At 64.6% G+C, this 18,327-nt stretch carries 10 protein-coding genes, 4 pseudogenes and 1 riboswitch; all 14 genes and pseudogenes read left to right on the top strand.

Going from position 1 to position 18,327, the window contains the following annotated elements:
• Positions 1-3: 3 nt before the first annotated feature.
• On the top strand, positions 4-2,805 hold the full coding sequence (locus HK436_RS02485) for a flotillin family protein (protein WP_173187075.1): 2,802 nt from the start codon (positions 4-6) through the stop codon (positions 2,803-2,805).
• A 9-nt stretch (positions 2,806-2,814) separates the two neighbouring features.
• Positions 2,815-3,251: pseudogene (locus tag HK436_RS02480) on the top strand (SRPBCC family protein).
• A gap of 236 nt (positions 3,252-3,487) precedes the next feature.
• Positions 3,488-3,949, top strand: a complete 462-nt coding sequence (locus tag HK436_RS02475; RefSeq protein WP_173187073.1) for an SRPBCC family protein — start codon at positions 3,488-3,490, stop codon at positions 3,947-3,949.
• On the top strand, positions 3,949-4,773 hold the full coding sequence (locus HK436_RS02470; protein ID WP_173187071.1) for an FAD binding domain-containing protein: 825 nt from the start codon (positions 3,949-3,951) through the stop codon (positions 4,771-4,773). Before HK436_RS02475 ends, HK436_RS02470 begins: the two co-directional genes overlap by 1 nt.
• A 2-nt stretch (positions 4,774-4,775) precedes the next feature.
• Entirely contained in the window at positions 4,776-5,261 is a 486-nt protein-coding gene (locus HK436_RS02465; protein ID WP_173187069.1) for a (2Fe-2S)-binding protein, read from the top strand.
• Positions 5,262-5,270: 9 nt separating this feature from the next.
• Positions 5,271-6,923 carry a xanthine dehydrogenase family protein molybdopterin-binding subunit gene (locus HK436_RS02460; RefSeq protein ID WP_173187067.1) on the top strand — a complete coding sequence of 551 codons (1,653 nt, stop codon included), beginning with the start codon at positions 5,271-5,273 and terminating at the stop codon, positions 6,921-6,923.
• Between the two features lies 1 nt (position 6,924).
• Entirely contained in the window at positions 6,925-7,950 is a 1,026-nt protein-coding gene (locus HK436_RS02455) for a xanthine dehydrogenase family protein molybdopterin-binding subunit (RefSeq protein ID WP_173187065.1), read from the top strand.
• Positions 7,951-8,172: 222 nt separating this feature from the next.
• On the top strand, positions 8,173-9,054 hold the full coding sequence (locus tag HK436_RS02450; RefSeq protein ID WP_173187064.1) for an AAA family ATPase: 882 nt from the start codon (positions 8,173-8,175) through the stop codon (positions 9,052-9,054).
• Positions 9,051-10,163 (top strand): vWA domain-containing protein, encoded by a 1,113-nt coding sequence (locus tag HK436_RS02445; RefSeq protein WP_173187062.1) that lies wholly within the window; start codon positions 9,051-9,053, stop codon positions 10,161-10,163. Before HK436_RS02450 ends, HK436_RS02445 begins: the two co-directional genes overlap by 4 nt.
• Complete coding sequence (locus HK436_RS02440) at positions 10,160-11,041, top strand: amidohydrolase family protein (protein WP_173187060.1); 882 nt, start codon at positions 10,160-10,162, stop codon at positions 11,039-11,041. The genes HK436_RS02445 and HK436_RS02440 overlap by 4 nt, the downstream gene beginning before the upstream one ends.
• A 27-nt stretch (positions 11,042-11,068) precedes the next feature.
• A pseudogene (locus tag HK436_RS02435) lies at positions 11,069-11,916 on the top strand (N-acyl homoserine lactonase family protein).
• A 24-nt stretch (positions 11,917-11,940) separates the two neighbouring features.
• Positions 11,941-13,528: pseudogene (locus tag HK436_RS02430) on the top strand (isochorismatase family protein).
• 76 nt (positions 13,529-13,604) lie between these two features.
• A riboswitch (cobalamin riboswitch) is annotated at positions 13,605-13,815 on the top strand.
• Positions 13,816-13,919: 104 nt separating this feature from the next.
• Positions 13,920-16,808: pseudogene (locus tag HK436_RS02425) on the top strand (ribonucleoside-diphosphate reductase subunit alpha).
• A gap of 190 nt (positions 16,809-16,998) precedes the next feature.
• The gene (locus HK436_RS02420) at positions 16,999-18,114 is read left to right on the top strand and encodes a ribonucleotide-diphosphate reductase subunit beta (protein ID WP_173187058.1); all 1,116 of its coding nucleotides are present in this window, start codon (positions 16,999-17,001) and stop codon (positions 18,112-18,114) included.
• Positions 18,115-18,327 lie beyond the last annotated feature (213 nt).

Below are 18,327 nucleotides of genomic sequence, written 5' to 3'. Positions count from 1 at the left end.
AAAATGACTGGACAGATCATCGGCCAGCTCATCCTGTGGCTCATCGCAGCCGTCATAGTCATCGCCATCATCTACTGGGTGATGAACTGGCTCTACCGCCGGTCGACGAAGGAGATAGCCTTCGTGCGGACCGGCTTCCTCGGCGAGAAGGTTGTGATCGACGGCGGCGCCTTCGTATGGCCCATCGTCCACGACGTAACACCGGTCAGCATGAACACGCTGGTGCTGGAGGTCGTCCGCAACAAGGACCAGGCCCTGATTACCCGCGACCGCATGCGCATCGATGTGGAAGCGGAGTTCTATGTGCGGGTGCGGCCGACACGCGAGGCGGTGTCGGTTGCGGCCTCCACGCTGGGCCGGCGAACGCTGGACGCCAAGAACCTGCACGAACTGCTGGTCGGCAAATTTGAAAGCGCCATGCGCGCGGTCGCGGCCGAAATGTCGATGGGCGAAATGCACGAGCAGCGCGGGGTCTATGTCAGCCGCGTTCGCGAGGCGGCGCAGGAAGACTTGTCCCGCAACGGCCTGGAGCTGGAGTCGGTCGCTATCGTCGACATCGACCAGACCGCGCTCGAATATTTCAACCCCTCGAACCGCTTCGATGCCGAAGGTCTGACGGCGCTCATCAAGGACATCGAAGAGCGTCGCACGCTGCGCAACGACATCGAGCAGGGTGCGATGATCCAGATCCGCACCCGCAACCTCGAGGCGGAGAAGCAGTCGCTCGAGATCGAGCGCGCGAGCGAAGAGGCAAGGCTGGAGCAGGAGCGCGACGTCGAGTTCCGGCGCGCCCACCAGCGCGCGCAGCTTGCCCGCGAACGCGCCGAACGCGATACCGAGGCCGAAAGTGCGCAGATCACCGCGCGAGAAGCGATCGAGCGCGCGCGCATCGCCAACGAGCAGTCGATTGCAGAAAGCCGCATCGCCTCCGAACGCGAGATCAGGCAGCGCGAGATCGAGCGCCAGCGCGCAATCGACTCTGCCGAAATCACCACGCGCGAGGAGATCGAGAAGGCCCGCATCGCGCAGGAACGCGCGATCAAGGAAGCGCGCATCGATAACGAGAAGGAAACGCAAACTCGCGAAATCTCTCGCCAGCGCGAAGTCGATCAGGCCGAGATCGCAGCAAAGGAATCGACCGAGAAGGCCCGCATCGAACAGGAGCGCGCGGTCGCCGAAAGCCGCATCACGACCGAGCAGGACATTCGCCGGCGCGAGATCGAGCGCAGCCGTGCCATCGAGGAAGCCGAGATCGCCTCACGCGAGGCGACCGAGAAGTTGCGTATTCTCGAAGCTGCCAACACCAACGAAGAGCGCATCGAGACGGACCGCAAGATCCGCGAGCTGGAGATCGGCAAGCAGAAGGCGCTGGAGGAAGCCGAGATCGCTGCGGGACAAGCCACAGAGGCAGCCCGCATCGCGCGCGAAAAGAAGATCGCGGCCGAACGCATCGCCTACGAGCAGGAAACGCGCGAACGCGAAATCGCCCGCAACCGGGCCGTCGACCAGGCCGACATCTCGGCACGCGAGCTGATCGAAAGTGCCCGCATCGAGGTGGAAGCCAAGATCGAGCGCGAGCGCATCGACAGCGAACGCGGCACGCGTGAGCGCGACATCGAACGCCGGCAGATGCTGGACGAGGCGCAGGTCGCGGCCGACGAGGCGGTCGAGGCCGCCCGCATCGCGCAGAGAAAGATGCTCGACTTCGAGCGCATCACCGCCGAGCAGGAGACGCGGGAACGCGAGATCGAACGCGAGCGGATCGTCGAGGAGGCGAGCGAACGGCGCATCGTCGAGCTCGCCGCCAGAAAGAGCGAACGCGCCGAGGCGGACGCCAAGGTGCGGCAGGCCGAGATCCTGGCGCAGCGCGACGTGGAGCGCAGCGACATCGCACGCCAGCAGGCTCTGGACGCGGCAAAGCTCGAACGCCAGCGCGCGCTGGAACAGCTCGAGATCGCCCGCGTCCAGACGCTTCGCGAGGCCGAGATTGCTTCGAAAGAAGAGATTGAACGCGCCCGCATCGCGTCCGAGCGAGGTCTCGACGAGGCCCGCATCGGTCACGAGACCGAGCGGCGCCGGCTGGAGGTCGAGCGCGAGCGCAATATCGAGAGCGCGCAGATGGAAAAGGCCATCGTGCTCTACCGCAAATCGCTGGAGGAATCGGCTGCCCGTGCCGAGGCCGACATTGCCAGAGCCCGCGCGGCCGAGGCCGAGGAGCAGATCAAGACCGCCCGCGAGACCGAGGAGGCCAACCGTCGCAAGAGCGTCGATGTGCTGATGGCGGAGAAGCGCGCTCAGGAGGAAAAGATCGCCGCCGAGGCCGAGAAGGTCCGCCGCGCGGTCGAGGCCGAGGCGCAGAAGCTGCTCAACGAGGCCGAAAACGTGCTGTCCGATCCGGCCCGGCATTCGCTGTTCCGCCGCAAGCTGCTGGAGCATGTCGAGGGCATCGTTTCGGCCTCCGTCAAGCCGCTGGAGAAGATCCAGGACATCCGCATCATGCAGCTCGACGGCATCGCAGGCGGACACGGGGGCGAACGGGCCAACATGACCGACGAGGTCATCAACTCGGCGCTTCGCTATCGCGTCCAGGCCCCGCTGGTCGACAGCCTGCTTGCCGACATCGGCATCGAGGGTGGCAACCTGACGAAGCAGGGCGGCCTGATCCGCGAGGCGTCCGACCTGACGCGCATCGCCGGTGAGGTGCAGAAACAGCAGCGCTCTGGAGGTGACGGTGGCTCCAGCGGTGGCGGCAGCGGGTCCGATGGCGGCGGCAAATCGTCGTCCGGTTCGCGGTCGAAGAAATAGGAGCCGGCAATGCCAAGGGTATTCGTCTCCACTGTCATCGATGCGCCGCCCGCCAGGGTTTGGGAACGGATCAGGGATTTCAACGCGCTGCCGCGCTGGCATCCCCGCATCCGCGAAAGCCGCATCGAAAACGGCGAGCCTTCCGACAAGGTCGGCTGCGTGCGCGATTTCACGCTGCAGAACGGCGACCGCCTACGCGAAAAGCTGCTCGGCCTGTCGGACTACGACATGTTCTGCACCTACGCGATCCTCGAAGGACCGATGCCGCTGACCGATTACGTCGCGACGTTGCGGCTAACGCCGATAACGGATGGCGACCGCACCTTTGCCGAATGGTCGGCCGAGTTCGAGTGCGCCGACGAGGTGGCCGACGACCTCGTCGGGGGATCGGCACCAATGTTTTCCAGGGCGGCTTCGACGCGCTCAAGCGACATTTCGGGGGATAGGCGGATGCTTGCCGACGCTGCCTCTTTACGTTGCCCCCTCTGGCCTGCCGGCCATCTCCCCCACACGGGGGAGATCAGCCGTCGGCCGATCTTTCGCCAATCTCCAGCGTTGGAGAGGCAGCGCTGAGCGTGAAGCTGCCGATCTCCCCCTTGTGGGGGAGATGTCCGGCAGGACAGAGGGGGCGTGAAGGAACGCGAAGCATTCGGGAGTTGCGATCAACCAAAGAGATCGCCCCATGGTGAAGATCGTCAAATCCACCATCATGGAAGCGCCTGTCGAGGCCGTGTGGGAGGTGCTGCGCGACTTCAACGGCCACGACCAGTGGCACCCGGCGGTCGCCGACAGCCACATCGAGCGCGGACAGCCCTCCGACAAGGTTGGATGCGTTCGCCGCTTCTATCTGGCCGATGGTTCGGAACTGCGCGAGCAGCTTCTGACCATGTCCGACATCGACATGGCGTTCTCCTATTGCCTGCTCGATACGCCGATCCCGTTGCTCAACTACGTCGCCCATGTCCGTCTGATCCCGGTGACCGACGGCGATATGACGTTCTGGCACTGGGAGTCGCGCTTCGACACGCCGCCGGGCCGCGAAGCCGAGCTTCAGAAGCAGGTCGGCGAGGAAATCTACGAGGGCGGCTTTCACGCTGTCCGCGCCTTCATGGGGCTAGCGCCCGCATCGCAGGGAGGGGCCTGATGCCCGTGAAAGTGGAGACCTACGATCGCGTTGAAGAGGCCGCGCGCGCCCTCTCGGCAAGCCGTTCGGCGCGTTTTCTTGGCGGTGGCACGCTTGTCATGCGCGCGGTGAATGCCGGCGACCAGTCGTTCGATACGATCATTCGACTGCGCGATCCCGATTTTCGGACGATCAGGATGCAGGGCGACGGTCTCGTCATCGGTGCCGGGGTCACCATGGCCGCGCTCGTCGCCAATCGCGATGCGGCATTCCTCGCAACCGTCGCGCGGGTGATCGGCGGTCCGGCCATCCGCAACATGGCGACCGTTGGCGGCAACCTGTTTGCCAGCGGCAATTACGGCGATCTCGCCGTGGCGCTGCTGGCTCTGGGCGCCACGGTGCAGCTCGCCGGCAGCGGCAGCCGCAGCATGCCGATCGACGAGTTCCTGCGCGACCGCGACCGCGACCGCCATGCGACCTCGCTGGTCCAGTCGGTCACGGTGCCACGGCCGCGTGACCCCGCCGCATTTCGCTTCACCAAGGTCAGTCGCGTGAAGCCGAAGGGTGTGTCGCTGATGTCGATCGCGGCGCTCCTGCCGCAGTCGGGCGGGCGCGTGCAGGGCGCGCGCGTCGCCTATGGCGCAATGGGGCCGACGCCGCTGCGCGCTATTGCGGTCGAACGCGCGCTTGAAGGACAGGCGCTCGATGCCGCTGCCATCGATCGGGCGGCCGCGCTGGCGGTAGAGGGCATCGCGCCGCCGACCGACGCGCTCGCCTCATCCTGGTATCGGGCGGAGGTGGCCGGTGTGCATCTGAAACGGCTTCTGGCCGGGGAACGGAGATAGGCATGGCGAAGAAACCGGTCCAGTTTCGTCTCAACGGCTCGGAAAAGGCGGTGTTCGTCGACGACGGGCAGAACCTCCTCGATGTGCTGCGTCGCGGAGTCGGCGACCTGACGCCGAAATATGGCTGCGGGCAGGGAACCTGCGGCACCTGCACGGTGCTGATCGATGGCGAGCCGCATCTGTCATGCCTGACGCTCGCCGAAACCATCGACGGCCGGCAGGTCTCCACCACCGCCGGGCTTGCGCGCGGCAGCGAGCTTCATCCGCTGCAGGCCGCCTTCATGGATGGGTTCGCCGCCCAATGCGGCTACTGCACGCCGGGCATGCTGATGGCCGCGAGCGCGCTGCTGGAGCGTAACCCGGACCCTTCGCGCGAGGACATCGTGGAAGCCATCTCCGGCAATATCTGCCGCTGCACCGGCTACGAGCCGATCATCAACGCGATCCTTGCCGCGGCGAAGGCCGGCGGTGCGCGGCGCTACGGGTAGGTGAGCCAAATGAGCATCGAGTTCCGCAAGGAATATTTCGCCGACGAGCGCGACGACAACCTGAACGAGGTGGGCAAGCCGACCCAGCGCCAGGATGCGCTTGGCCACGTCACCGGCAGGTCGCCCTATTTCGACGACCATCTCTTCGACGGACTGCTTCACATCCGCTGCGTGAGAAGCCCGCACCATCACGCGCGCATCCGGCGCATCGACACAAGCGAAGCAGAACGCATGCCGGGCGTGGTGAGGATCATCACCGGCAAGGACGTGCCGCATAACCTCAATACGCTGCTGTCGCTGCTCGACTTCGGCCTCGATGACGAGCCGCTGCTTTCTGACAAGAAGGTCGCCTACAAGGGCGAGCCGGTAGCGGCGGTGGTCGCCGAGACCGAGCGGGCCGCACGCGACGCGGTCGCGAAGGTTCGGGTCGACTGGGAAGAGCTTCCAGCCGTCTTTGACGTTGAGGAAGCGGTCAAGCCGGGCGCGCCGGTGGTCAACGAGGTCTACCCGAAGAACCTCTTCGTCTATCACGGCCGGTACGACCACCAGAAGCTGCGCTACGGCGACGTGGAAGCCGGTTTCCGTCAGGCCGACCGCATCATCGAGGGACGATACCAGATGTCGCCCATCGAGCAGGCGCCGACGGAGACCTGCGGCGCGATCGCTGCCCCCGAGACCAACGACCGCTACGTCGTCTACACGTCCACGCAGGCGCTGTTCTTCTCGCTCGACACCACGTCGAAGCTGCTCAAGACGCCGTCCAACCGGCTGCATTTCATCGGCGGCACCGTGGGCGGCGGCTTCGGCGGCAAGGTCGATTCGTTGCATGAGCCCATGGCGGTGCTGGGCACGATGCTGACCGGCAGGCCATGCAAATACATCTTCGACCGCGAGGAGGAGATGCAGGTGGGCGCGCCGCGCGGCGCGGAACGCTGGTATCTCAAGGACGGTGTGATGAACGACGGGCGCATCGTCGCCCGCAAGTTCGTCGGCTATTTCGACAGTGGTGCCTACACGCGGCTTTCCAGCTACGCCATCATAAAGGGTGTGGGTCACCTGCCCGGGCCGTACACTATCCCCAACGTCTATGCCGACGTCTATTGCGTCTTCACCAACCGCACGCCGGCCACCGCCATGCGCGGCTTCGGCATCACCGGTGTCGATTTCGCCATCGAAGCGCATATGGACAAGGTGGCGCACGAAGTCGGCATCGATCCGATCGAACTGCGCATCCTCAACGCCTATCGCGACGGCGACATGAAGGCGCATCGTCGCCTCGCCAAGAACACGGCGCTGATCGAGTGCTGCCAGGTGGCTGCCGAAAAGGCCAAGTGGCCGATCAGCCAGGCGGCCAGCCAGGCATCGTCGCTGCGCGATGGCGGCGGCGAGCGCGGCCGGCTGCCCGCCCATACGGCGACCGACCAGAACGGTCTCGTCACCGGGTTCACCGCGCAGAGTTACGCCAAGAAGTCCAGGGCGACGCAGCCATCCGCGACGCCGCCGCCCCAGATGGCGCGGCACGAAAGTGCGCCGGTGACGCCGCGTGTCGAACAGCCCCGGCCGCAGCCTGTGCAACCCGCCTCTGCACCGCCCCCGCCACCGGCTGCAACCGAGCAACGACACACGCGGTTTTCCTCTATCTCCGGCCTCAGGAGGCGATGACATGGCGATCCATCGTGGACGTGGCTTTGCCTCGATCAACTATCCCATCGGCATGAATCTCGGCGGTGACCCTTCTCAGGCGCTCGTGCACTCCAATCCCGGCGGCAAGTTCATGGTGGCGCTGTCTTCCATCGATCTCGGCCAGGGCATGAAATCGGTGACACGCCAGATCGCTGCCGAAACGCTCGGCGTGCCGGTCGAGGACGTCTATGTGGATACGGCCGACTCCGACACCGGCCCGCACTGCATGGGCTCTTTCGCCTCGCGCGGCACGCACCGCGTCGGCAATGCGGTGATCCAGGCCGCGCAGGAAGCGCGCTCGGTCATGCTCGAAGCGGCGGCCGAGGAACTGGAGGTCGACCCCGCCGATCTCGTAACCGACGGCAAGGGCAACATCCACGTGAAGGGCGCCCCCTCGAAATCGATCACCACGGCCGAAGCCTGCGGGGCGGCGCAGTTCAAGCAGGGCCGCACCGTTTCGGGGCGCGGCATCTTCCTGATCCCGCTGTCGGAGGTTGACGCCGATACCGGCGAGATGACGCCGGTGTCCTGTTTCGCCCATGCCGCGCTGATCGTCGACGTCGATGTCGACGACGAGACCGGCGAAATTGATGTCATCCAGATGAACAGTGCCTACGAGCTCGGGCGAGCGCTGAACCCGCGCCTTGTCGAGCAGCAGCTCGTGGGTGGGGCCTGGATGGGTATGAGCCATGCAGCATGGGAGACCACGGAACCCTACTATCCCGAACGCAGCCACGGTCCGCTCGACTTCAACACCTATCTGATGCCCGGGCCGGGCGACATCGCCCCGCATAACATCGCGATCCTCGAGCGTCCCGCGCCGGATGGCCCCTTTGGCGGCAAGGGGCCGGGCGAAATGTGCGCCAATCCGGTGCTGCCGGCGATGGTCAATGCCGTTTTCAACGCCGTCGGGGTCCGCATCGACGAATTGCCCATCACGCCGGAAAAGGTGCTGCGCGGCATCCGCGCCAACGGCGGTGCGCAGCCGCAGGGCCGGCGGGGTTGAGGGGCTTCTAGGATGCAGGTGCTCTACGTTGCCCCCTCTGTCCTGCCGGACATCTCCCCACGAGGGGGAGATCGGCAGCTTCGCGCTCATCGTCCTTTCTGCAACGCCCAGGTTGATGATTTGCGAAAGTCGGGCGGTCGGCTGATCTCCCCCTCGTGGGGGAGATGTCCGGCAGGACAGAGGGGGCGCGAAGGAACGCGACGGTGACCAGCGGGGTGCCCCATGCCGATAAGGCGCTCCATCGTCGGCATAGACAGCCCTGATCGCCTCGCAACCTCGCTGCGCGATGCGCAATATCTGGCCGATGACAGCCTGGCGACGGCCGCCTATCTCGCGCTGGCGCTCGGCAAGCCGCTGCTGCTCGAGGGCGCGCCTGGCGTCGGCAAGACGGAGGGTGCAAAGGCCATCGCCTCCGTGCTTGGACGCCAGCTCGTGCGGCTGCAATGTTACGAGGGAATCGATTCCGCCCACGCGCTTTACGAATGGAACTATCCGCGCCAGATGCTGGCGATCCGCCAGGCGCGGGAGGAATTCGTCAACATCTATGCCGACGACTTCCTCATCGCACGGCCCATGCTGGAGGCGCTGCGCCATCCGCGCGACACCGTCCTGCTGATCGACGAGATCGATCGTGCCGACCACGAGTTCGAAGCGTTCCTGCTGGAGTTCCTCTCCGACTTCTCGATCTCGATTCCTGAGCGCGGGACGATCCGCGCGCAGGAACATCCGGTTGTGGTGCTCACTTCCAACCGCACGCGCGAGCTTCATGAGGCCTTGCGGCGGCGCTGCGTCTATCACTGGATCGATTATCCCCATCCGACGCGCGAGGCCGAGATCGTAATGATGCGCGCCAGCCAGGTGGCGCACGACACGGCCTATCGCGTGGTGGCGGCGGTCGGTGCGCTGCGTGCCGAGCCGCTTGCGAAGCCGCCGGGCGTTGCGGAAACCGTGGAGTGGGCGGAAGCAGCGACCTTGCTGCACGAGCAGGGTGCTGAGTGGCCGGCGGCGTTCCGGCGGGCCATCGGCGTTGCGCTGAAGGACCAGGACGACCTGACCTTTCTCGAATCCCGCCTGGACGACATGCTGCGGGAGGCTGCGGCGTGAACGATCCGCTTCCCCGTCCGCTTCTGCCCTTTGTCGAGTTCGCGACCCTGCTGCGGACCAACGGTTTCGCGGTTGCGCCGGAGCAGACCCAGACATTCGTCGCTGCGGTGGGACTGCTCGGTCCGCGCTCGATGGAGGAGATTCACCGCGCAGCCCTCGCCACAATCGGCCCGTCGCCGGATCGCCGCGACGAGTTCGATGCGCTGTTTCGACTGGCCTTCCTCGGACAATCGCTCCCGGCCGCGACCGGCGAGCCGGACGAGGACGAACTGGAGGCCTATGACGATCGCGATGGCGGTGTGGAGCCGCCTGAAACCGACGAGGCCGAAGAGTCGGGCGGCACGCCGACGGGGGCGGAGCGCTTGTTTAATCGCCGATTTGCCGAGCTCTCGGGGGCTGAGGCGCTGCGCCGTTTCCGTCGCCGCGCGCCATCGGAACTGCCGCGCAGGCGCTCGCGAAGGCTTGTCGCGGGTAAGGGGCGCGGTCGTCTCGACATGCGCGGGGCGCTGCGCGAAGCGGTCGCGCGCGATGGCGAGGTCGTGCATCTGCCGACGCTCGATCGCAGGCAGCGGCGCCGGCGTATCTTGCTGCTGATCGACGTGTCCGGATCGATGAAGGACAACACCGACACCTATCTGCGCTTTGCCCATGCCTTGGCGCAGGCGGCGGACAGGCTCGAGGTCTTCACGCTCGGAACCCGTCTTACGCGCATCACGCGGGCACTCCGTCGACGCAGCCGCGACCAGGCGCTTGGGCTCGCTTCGACGCTCGTGGCGGACTGGGATGGCGGCACGCGGCTTGGCGATGCCTTGCAGGCATTCCTCGCCGTGCCGCGCTTTTCCGGTTTTTCGCGCGGGGCGCTGGTCGTCGTTCTTTCCGACGGATTGGAGCGTGGCGACCACACCGCCATGACCGATGCGATGCAACGCCTGGCGCGGCTTGCATGGCGCATCCTGTGGCTGAGCCCGCTTGCCGGCGGTGCGGCCTATACCGCCGAGACCGGCGCGCTCAGATCGGTGCTGCCATTCATCGACCGGCTCGGCGATGGATCGAGCGCGCGAAGCGTGTGCGCGGAGGTGCTCGGCTTCGAACGGAGACTGTCTGCATGAAGATCATCGACGCGCATCATCATATCTGGCGGCAAGCGGATCTGCCCTGGCTTCTCGGGCCCACCCAGCCGCGCATCTTCGGCGCCTATGACGCGATCAAGCGCGACTACCCGATCGAAGAATATCTGGAGGACATTGCGGGAAGCGGCGTCGAGAAATCCGTCTACGTGCAGGCGAACTGGGCGCCCAACTGGGCCGAGGATGAGGTTGCGTGGGTGCAGGAAGCGGCCGACCGCACGGGATGGCCGCATGCGATCGTCGGCTATTGCGACATGACGGTTCCGGACGCGCGGCCCGCCCTCGACAAGCTTGCGAAATATCCGCTGATGCGCGGCATCCGCCAGCAGTTCCACTGGCACGAGAACGAGCAGTACCGTTTCGCCAGCACGCCCGACCTATGTCGTGACGCCAACGTGCAGCGCAACGTCGCCTATCTGAAGGATTACGACTGGAGCTTCGACCTGCAGGTCTTTGCCGACCAGATGGACGGGGCGGCCGAGCTTGCGGAAGCATGCCCCAAGATCACGTTCATCCTCCAGCATGCCGGCATGCTGGAGGACCTTTCCGACGACGGCCGCGCCACGTGGAAGGCGCAGATGCGCAAGCTTGCAAAGCAGGAGAACGTCGTCTCGAAACTTTCGGCCTTCGGCACCTTCATCCACCAGAACGACACTGCGCACATCGAGCGCATCCTGCACGACACCGTCGCGATCTTCGGCGCGAAACGCTGCCTCTACGGCTCCAATTTCCCCATCGAGAAACTGTGGACCAGCTACGGGGAGCTCATGCGCGCCTTCCTGAAGGCCGCGAACGACCTCAGCGCGGGACGGCAGAAAGCGATCTTTTACGACACGGCAAAGCGGGTCTACCGGCTTTGAGCATCAGGCAAGGGAGGGAGAGGGACCATGGCTCTTGAAATCAAGGTTCTCGACTATGGCGACATCGAGCTCGAATCGAGCTTCCTCGTGCTCGGCCGCAACTGCGGGATCAGGGCGCGTGTCTACACCTATGGGTTTCTGATCCTCGGCGGGCAGTATCCGATCGTTGTCGACACCGGATTCCGCGACAACGCGATCATGGAAACGCTTGGCATGCGCGGCCTGCAGTTCCATGAGCAGATGATCGAGAACCAGCTTGCCCGGCACGGGTGAAGCCCGGCGACGTCCGCTACATCTGCCATACGCATCTGCACATCGACCACGCCGGCAAGGACGACCATTTCCCGATGAACACGACGGTGGTGATAAACCGCCGTGAGATGGAATGCTCGGTCTCGGGGCTCATGCATCCGCAATATCCGAAGCCTGACATCATGCATCTCGTAGAACGGCTGCACACGCCCGGCGCGCTGCGCTTCGAGGATCTGGAGCTTTCGGGGCCGGTGGAGCTGATCCCGGGTGTGGTTCTGGAGGCCGCCAACGCCCACACCGAGGGCTCGATGAACGTCCATGTCGAAACCGCCGAGGGCCGCGCCACCATCTGCGGTGATGTGATCTACGACATCCAGAACCAGATCGTCGAACCGTTCCATCAGATCCAGGCCAACGAGCCGCAGGTCACCGGCAACCATGCCGGATCGAAACGCTCGGAAAAGGCTGCGATCAAGAAGCTGCTTAACGGTTCGCGTTTCCTGCTGCCGGTGCACGACAAGCCGGCCAAGGTGGAAAACGGCCAGATCGTCGGCCGGCTCGACATGGCCGTGCCGGGCCCGGTGAGCCAGACGGTGCACCGCCGCAACTGGTTCCCGGTCTAGGTTCGGCGATACGAGGAGGGGACAATGGCGCACGACGCAGCAAGACCGCATTTCCGCGATCTGATCGACGAACACGCGCCGGTGCGGCAGATCGGGTCCGGCTTCATCTTCACCGAGGGGCCGATCTGGCATCCGCTCGAGCATCATCTGCTGTTCTCGGACATGCCCGGCGATGTGCGCCGGCGCTGGGACCGCGACGGCGTGCGGGAGGTCATGCGGCCGGCCAACAAGGGCAACGGCATGACCTACGATGCCGACCTCAACCTGCTGGTTTGCGAGCACGCCACGTCGAGCGTAGCGCGGTTCGGGCCTGACGGCCGCCGCGATGTCGTTGCCAGCCATTTCGATGGCAAGGAGCTGAACAGTCCGAACGATCTGTGCGTACACTCCAGCGGGGCGATTTATTTCTCCGACCCATGGTACGGCCGCATGGCGCATTACGGCGTGGAGCGACCGCGCCAGCTCGGCTGGCAGGGCGTGTTCCGCATCCCGCCCGGACAGGTCGGCGGCGAACCACAATTGCTGGTCGACCGCTACCTCTTCAGCCAGCCCAACGGACTGTGTTTCTCGCCCGACGAGACGCTGCTCTATGTGAACGACACCGAGCAGTGCAACATCCGTGTCTTCGACGTGAAGCCGGACGGCACGCTGGGCGGCCGCCGCCTGTTCGCATCTGGCATCAAGGATACGCTGAAGCCGGGCGTGCCCGACGGCATGAAGTGCGACGCGGACGGCAACGTCTGGGTGACGGCGCCGGGCGGCGTATGGGTCTACGATCCGGCGGGGCAGCTTCTCGGCAAGGTTTCGATCCCCGAACTCCCAGCCAACCTTCACTGGGGCGGGGAAGACTGGCGCACGCTGTTGTCTCTGCGCGTCGACCTCGGTCTATGCCGTGGACGTCAAGATCGGCCCGCGTATCGAACCTTTCATGCGCCCGCGTGCTGCTGCGCGCTCAGGCCCATCGGCCAGCCAGCCCGTCGCTGCGGCCGGCGATGGCAGCTTCAAGCTCGACACGTCGCGCTGCGCACTCATCATACAGGACATGCAGAACGATGTGGTGATGGAGGGCGGAGCCTTCGCAGATTCCGGTTCGCCGCAGCATTGCCGCGAGCAGAACGCGATCGAGAATGCGCGCCGACTAGCCCAGCATTGTCGCGCCATAGGTATCCCGGTGATCCATGTCTGGTTCGAGGTGGACAATGCTGGACGCGGCATGACGCTGAATGCGCCGCTGTTCGAGAACACGATGCAGGCCAACGCGCTGGTGAAAGGCAGTTGGGGCGCCCAGCCCGTGCCGGGGCTGGAAGCCCAGGCGGGCGACCATGTCGTCTCCAAGAACCGTATGAGCGCCTGGGAAGGCACCATTCTGGAAACCGTGCTCAAGGCCGAAGGGCGGGACACGATCATCGAGACCGGCGCCTGGACCAACATGTCCATCGAGCACACGGCGCGGACCGGCGCCGACAAGGGCTACATCATGATCGTGCCGGAGGATGCCTGCTCGACCATGAACGCCGACTGGCACCGCGCCTCGATTGACTACGCGTTGCAGAACGTCGCCGCCGTGACCACGACCGATGAGGTCCTGCGGGCACTCGGAGCGGCCGGCTAGCGCCTGCTCACCCGGCTGCGCAACATTGCTCGCGGGAAATCTCACGCTACGCGTTGACATGGTCCGCGTAGCAGATACTAGATGTAGTCGTCATGGTTCTTGCGAGTCGGAATGGACTCAAGAGCTAAGAGGGAAGCCGGTGCGCATGTAGTGCAAGGCCGGCGCTGCCCCCGCAACTGTAAGCAGTGAGCTTGCGTCGAGTTACGCCACTGGTGCGAAAGCGCCGGGAAGGCCGACGAAAGCGGCGACCTGCGAGCCAGGAGACCTGCCGTGACGAACACACACGAACCTCGGGCGGGGTGTCCCGATGGTGCGCGTTGCTGATGCGCGGTCCGCCGTGCGCCCCGGCATGCGTTCCGCGAAATCCCCGTCCAAAACCTACGGGGACAAGATGCCGGCAACCTCTACTCAGCAAACCAGCGGGACCGCACCGGTTCCGATTTCCATCGGAACCGCCGACCGGCCAGCGGCCGAACCGGGCTACCGCGTCATTCGCCGCAACGGCGCTGTCACGCCCTTCGACCCGACCAAGATCACGGTAGCGTTGACCAAGGCGTTTCTCGCAGTGGAGGGCTCGACGGCGGCCGGCTCGCGGCGCGTCCACGACGTCGTTGAGGAACTGACCGAGCAGGTTGTCTCCGCGCTCACCCGTCGCGTCGGCGAGGGGCGCACATTCCACATCGAGGATGTGCAGGACCAGGTGGAACTCGCGCTGATGCGCGGTGAAAACCACAAGGTCGCGCGCGCCTATGCTCTACCGCGAGGAGAGGGCGCGAGAGCGTGCCGCCGGGAAGGCGACGTCGACCGAAAGCGCCGTGCCGTCCCTGCATGTGAAGGCGGACGACGGATCGCTTCTCCCGCTCGATGAAGCGCGCCTTGCGCAGGTCGTCGAAGAGGCCTGTGCCGACCTTGATGCGGTCTCGTCCACTCCAATCCTTACCGAAGCGCGGCGCAACCTTTATGACGGCATCACGCTCGACGAACTGTCTCTGGCACCGATTCTCGCCGCGCGCACACTGGTCGAACAGGAGCCGAATTACGCCTTCGTTTCCGCCCGCCTGCTGCTCGACAGGTTGTGGCGCGAGGCGCTGACCTTCGTTTCCGGCCGGGCCGAGCAGGCAACGCAGGCCGAGATGTCGGCCCGTTACGCGAGCTATTTCCCCGATTTCATCAAGACCGGCATCGAGGCTGAGCTGATCGACCCGGAACTCGGCCGTTTCGATCTGGCTCGTCTCGGCGCGGCTTTGAAGCCGGAGCGCGACCTGAACTTCCAGTATCTCGGGCTCCAGACCCTCTACGACCGATATTTCCTGCATACCAAGGGCAAGCGCTTCGAGCTGCCGCAGGCCTTCTTCATGCGCGTCGCGATGGGGCTGGCGATCCGTGAGATCGATCGCGAAGGCAGGGCGATCGAGTTCTATGACCTGCTGTCGTCGTTCGATTTCATGGCTTCCACGCCGACGCTGTTCAATTCGGGGACGACGCGGCCGCAGCTTTCCTCCTGTTTCCTGACCACCATCGGCGACGACCTCGACGCCATCTTCAAGGGCGTGAAGGACAACGCGCTGCTTGCCAAATATTCGGGCGGGCTTGGCAACGACTGGACGCCGGTGCGCGGCCTTGGCGCCCACATCAAGGGCACCAACGGCGAGAGCCAGGGCGTCGTGCCGTTCCTGAAGGTCGCCAACGACACCGCCATCGCCGTCAACCAGGGCGGCAAGCGCAAGGGCGCGGTATGCGCCTATCTCGAGACCTGGCATGTCGACATCGAGGAGTTCCTCGACCTCAGGAAAAACACCGGCGACGACCGCCGCCGTACCCATGACATGAACACGGCCAACTGGGTGCCGGACCTCTTCATGGAACGCGTGGGGGCCGACGCGGAATGGACGCTGTTTTCGCCCGACGAGACACCCGAGCTGCACGACCTCTACGGCAAGGCTTTCAGGACGGCTTACGAGGCCTACGAGGCGAAGGCGGCTTCCGGGGGCTGAAGGTGTTCCGCAAGGTCCGCGCGCTCGACCTGTGGCGCAAGATGCTGACCATGCTTTTCGAGACCGGGCACCCGTGGGTCACCTTCAAGGACCCGTGCAACATCCGCTCGCCGCAGGGCCACGTCGGCGTTGTGCATTCGTCCAACCTGTGCACGGAAATCACCCTGAATACCTCGAAGGACGAGGTTGCCGTGTGCAATCTCGGCTCGGTTAATCTGCTCAATCACATCGGCGAGCAGGGTCTCGACCTCGCGCACCTTGCGATGACTGTCGGCACTGCCATGCGCATGCTCGACAACGTCATCGACATCAATTTCTACACCATCCCCGAAGCGCGCGCGTCCAACCTGCGCCATCGCCCGGTAGGCCTCGGCCTGATGGGCTTCCAGGATGCGTTGCAGAAGCTGCGCGTCGCCTACGCTTCGGACGAGGCGGTCGAATTTGCTGATCGTTCGATGGAGGCAATCAGCTATCACGCGATCTCGGCGTCGGTCGATCTGGCCGCCGAGCGCGGCCGCTATGCAAGCTTCGAGGGCTCGCTGTGGTCGAAGGGCATCCTGCCGGTCGATTCGATCCGGCTGCTGGAGGAGGCGCGACCGGGGGTCGAGATGCAAAGCGGTTCGACGCTGGATTGGGGAGCGTTGCGCAAGCGGGTCAGGAAGACCGGCATGCGCAACTCCAACACGATGGCGATTGCGCCGACGGCGACCATTTCCAACATCTGCGGCGTGTCGCAATCGATCGAGCCGGCCTACCAGAACCTGTTCGTGAAATCGAACATGAGCGGTGACTTCACCGTGGTCAACGCACAGCTCGTGCACGACCTGAAACAGCGTGGCCTGTGGGACGAGGTGATGGTGTCGGACCTCAAATATTTCGATGGTTCGCTTGGTCAGATCGACCGCATACCGGACGATCTCAAGGCGATCTACGCAACCGCGTTCGAGATCGATTCCACATGGCTGATCGAGGCCGCATCACGTCGCCAGAAATGGATCGATCAGGCCCAATCGCTTAATCTCTACATCGCCAATCCGAGCGGTCGGAAGCTCGACGAGCTCTATCGTTTCGCTTGGAAGAAGGGCCTCAAGACCACCTACTACCTGCGCTCGCGCTCGGCCACCCATGTCGAGAAGTCGACGCTGAAGGGCACCGACGGCAAACTCAACGCTGTGGCCGCCATGGCGGCTGCTGCTCCCGCCGCCGCGCCGATCGCCATCGACCCTGACGCCGCATGGGGTAAGGCCTGCGCCATCGACGATCCCGACTGCGAGGCTTGCCAGTAGGCGGAAAGGCAATCGCGCAGCTTCGCGCCGCCCCTCATCCCCCTGCCGGGACCTTCTCCCCGTAAACGGGGAGAAGGAGGTCGGCCGCAACGCTGAAACTGCTCTCCTTTCCCTGTTTGTAGGGAGAGGATGCCAGCAGGCAGGTGACGGGCAGCGCCGACCTCTCAAGGAATTCAAGGAGAACAAAAAAATGCTCGACTGGTCAGAACCAAAAGCTACCCCGTCCGCCCCGCCGCTCGGCGCACCCGCTGCCGACGCAACAGGCCTTGGCGAGATCGAACGCGGGGCCGCGCGCGTCTCGGTCGACGACAAGCGCATGATCAACGCCCGCGCGGACGTGAACCAGCTTCTGCCGCTGAAATATCGCTGGGCGTGGGAGAAATATCTGTCCGGCTGCAACAATCACTGGATGCCGACCGAGGTGTCCATGCAGGCCGACATCGCGCTGTGGAAGTCGAAGGACGGGCTGACGGATGACGAGCGGCGCATGATCAAGCGCAATCTCGGCTTCTTCGCCGCGTCCGAATCGCTGGTGGCGAACAACATCGTGCTGGCCATCTATCGCCATCTCACAAACCCCGAATGCCGGCAGTACCTGCTGCGCCAGGCGTTCGAGGAGGCGATCCACACGCATACCTTCCAGTACATCGTGGAAAGTCTTTCCCTCGACGAAGGCGAGCTCTTCAATATGTACCGCGAGGTGCCGTCGATCACCGACAAGGCGGCGTGGGCGCTGAAGCATACTCAGAATCTCGACAATCCTGATTTCCGGACCGGCACCCCAGAAAGCGATACCGCCTTCCTGCGCGATCTTGTTGCCTTCTACGTGATCTTCGAGGGCATGTGGTTCTACACCGGCTTCGCGCAGATCCTGTCGCTCGGCCGGCGGAACAAGATGGTCGGCATCGCCGAGCAGTACCAGTACATCCTGCGCGACGAGTCGATCCATCTGAACTTCGGCATCGACGTCATCAACCAGATCAAGCTCGAGAATCCGCATCTGTGGACCAAGGCGTTCCAGGATGAGGTGCGCGGCATGATCGCCGATGCAGCCAGGCTGGAGGCTGCCTACGGTCGCGATACCATGCCGCGCGGCTTCCTCGGTCTGAATGCGGCATTGTGCGAACAGTACATGCATTTCATCGCCAACCGGCGCTGCGCGCAGCTCGGCCTCGCGCCGGTGTTCGCGGAAGCCGAGAACCCGTTCCCATGGATGTCCGAGGCGATGGACCTGAAGAAGGAAAAGAACTTCTTCGAAACGCGCGTGATCGAATACCAGAACGGCGGGGCGCTTTGCTGGGACTGATTTAACGCGGGAAATTCGACGGAAGCGCATTCTAGCGTCGGCTCAACCGTCATCGCGCCGCTGACGATCTTAAAGCCCGCTGGAGTGTTTCAGCGGGCTTGCCCATTTCTGCCAGTTCGACGGTGAGGCAGGAATCCGGCTGGCCCACGCCAGCGTCGACCTACGCGGCAAACCCGAAGCATCTAACAAGATCGGCGTTGCATTTCCGGAGCT

Origin of the sequence: Neoaquamicrobium sediminum (genome assembly GCF_013240295.1) — a bacterium.
GTDB lineage: Bacteria > Pseudomonadota > Alphaproteobacteria > Rhizobiales > Rhizobiaceae > Aerobium > Aerobium sediminum.
Note: the sequence above shows the minus strand (reverse complement) of the source record. Positions and strands in the feature narration are given on the sequence as shown.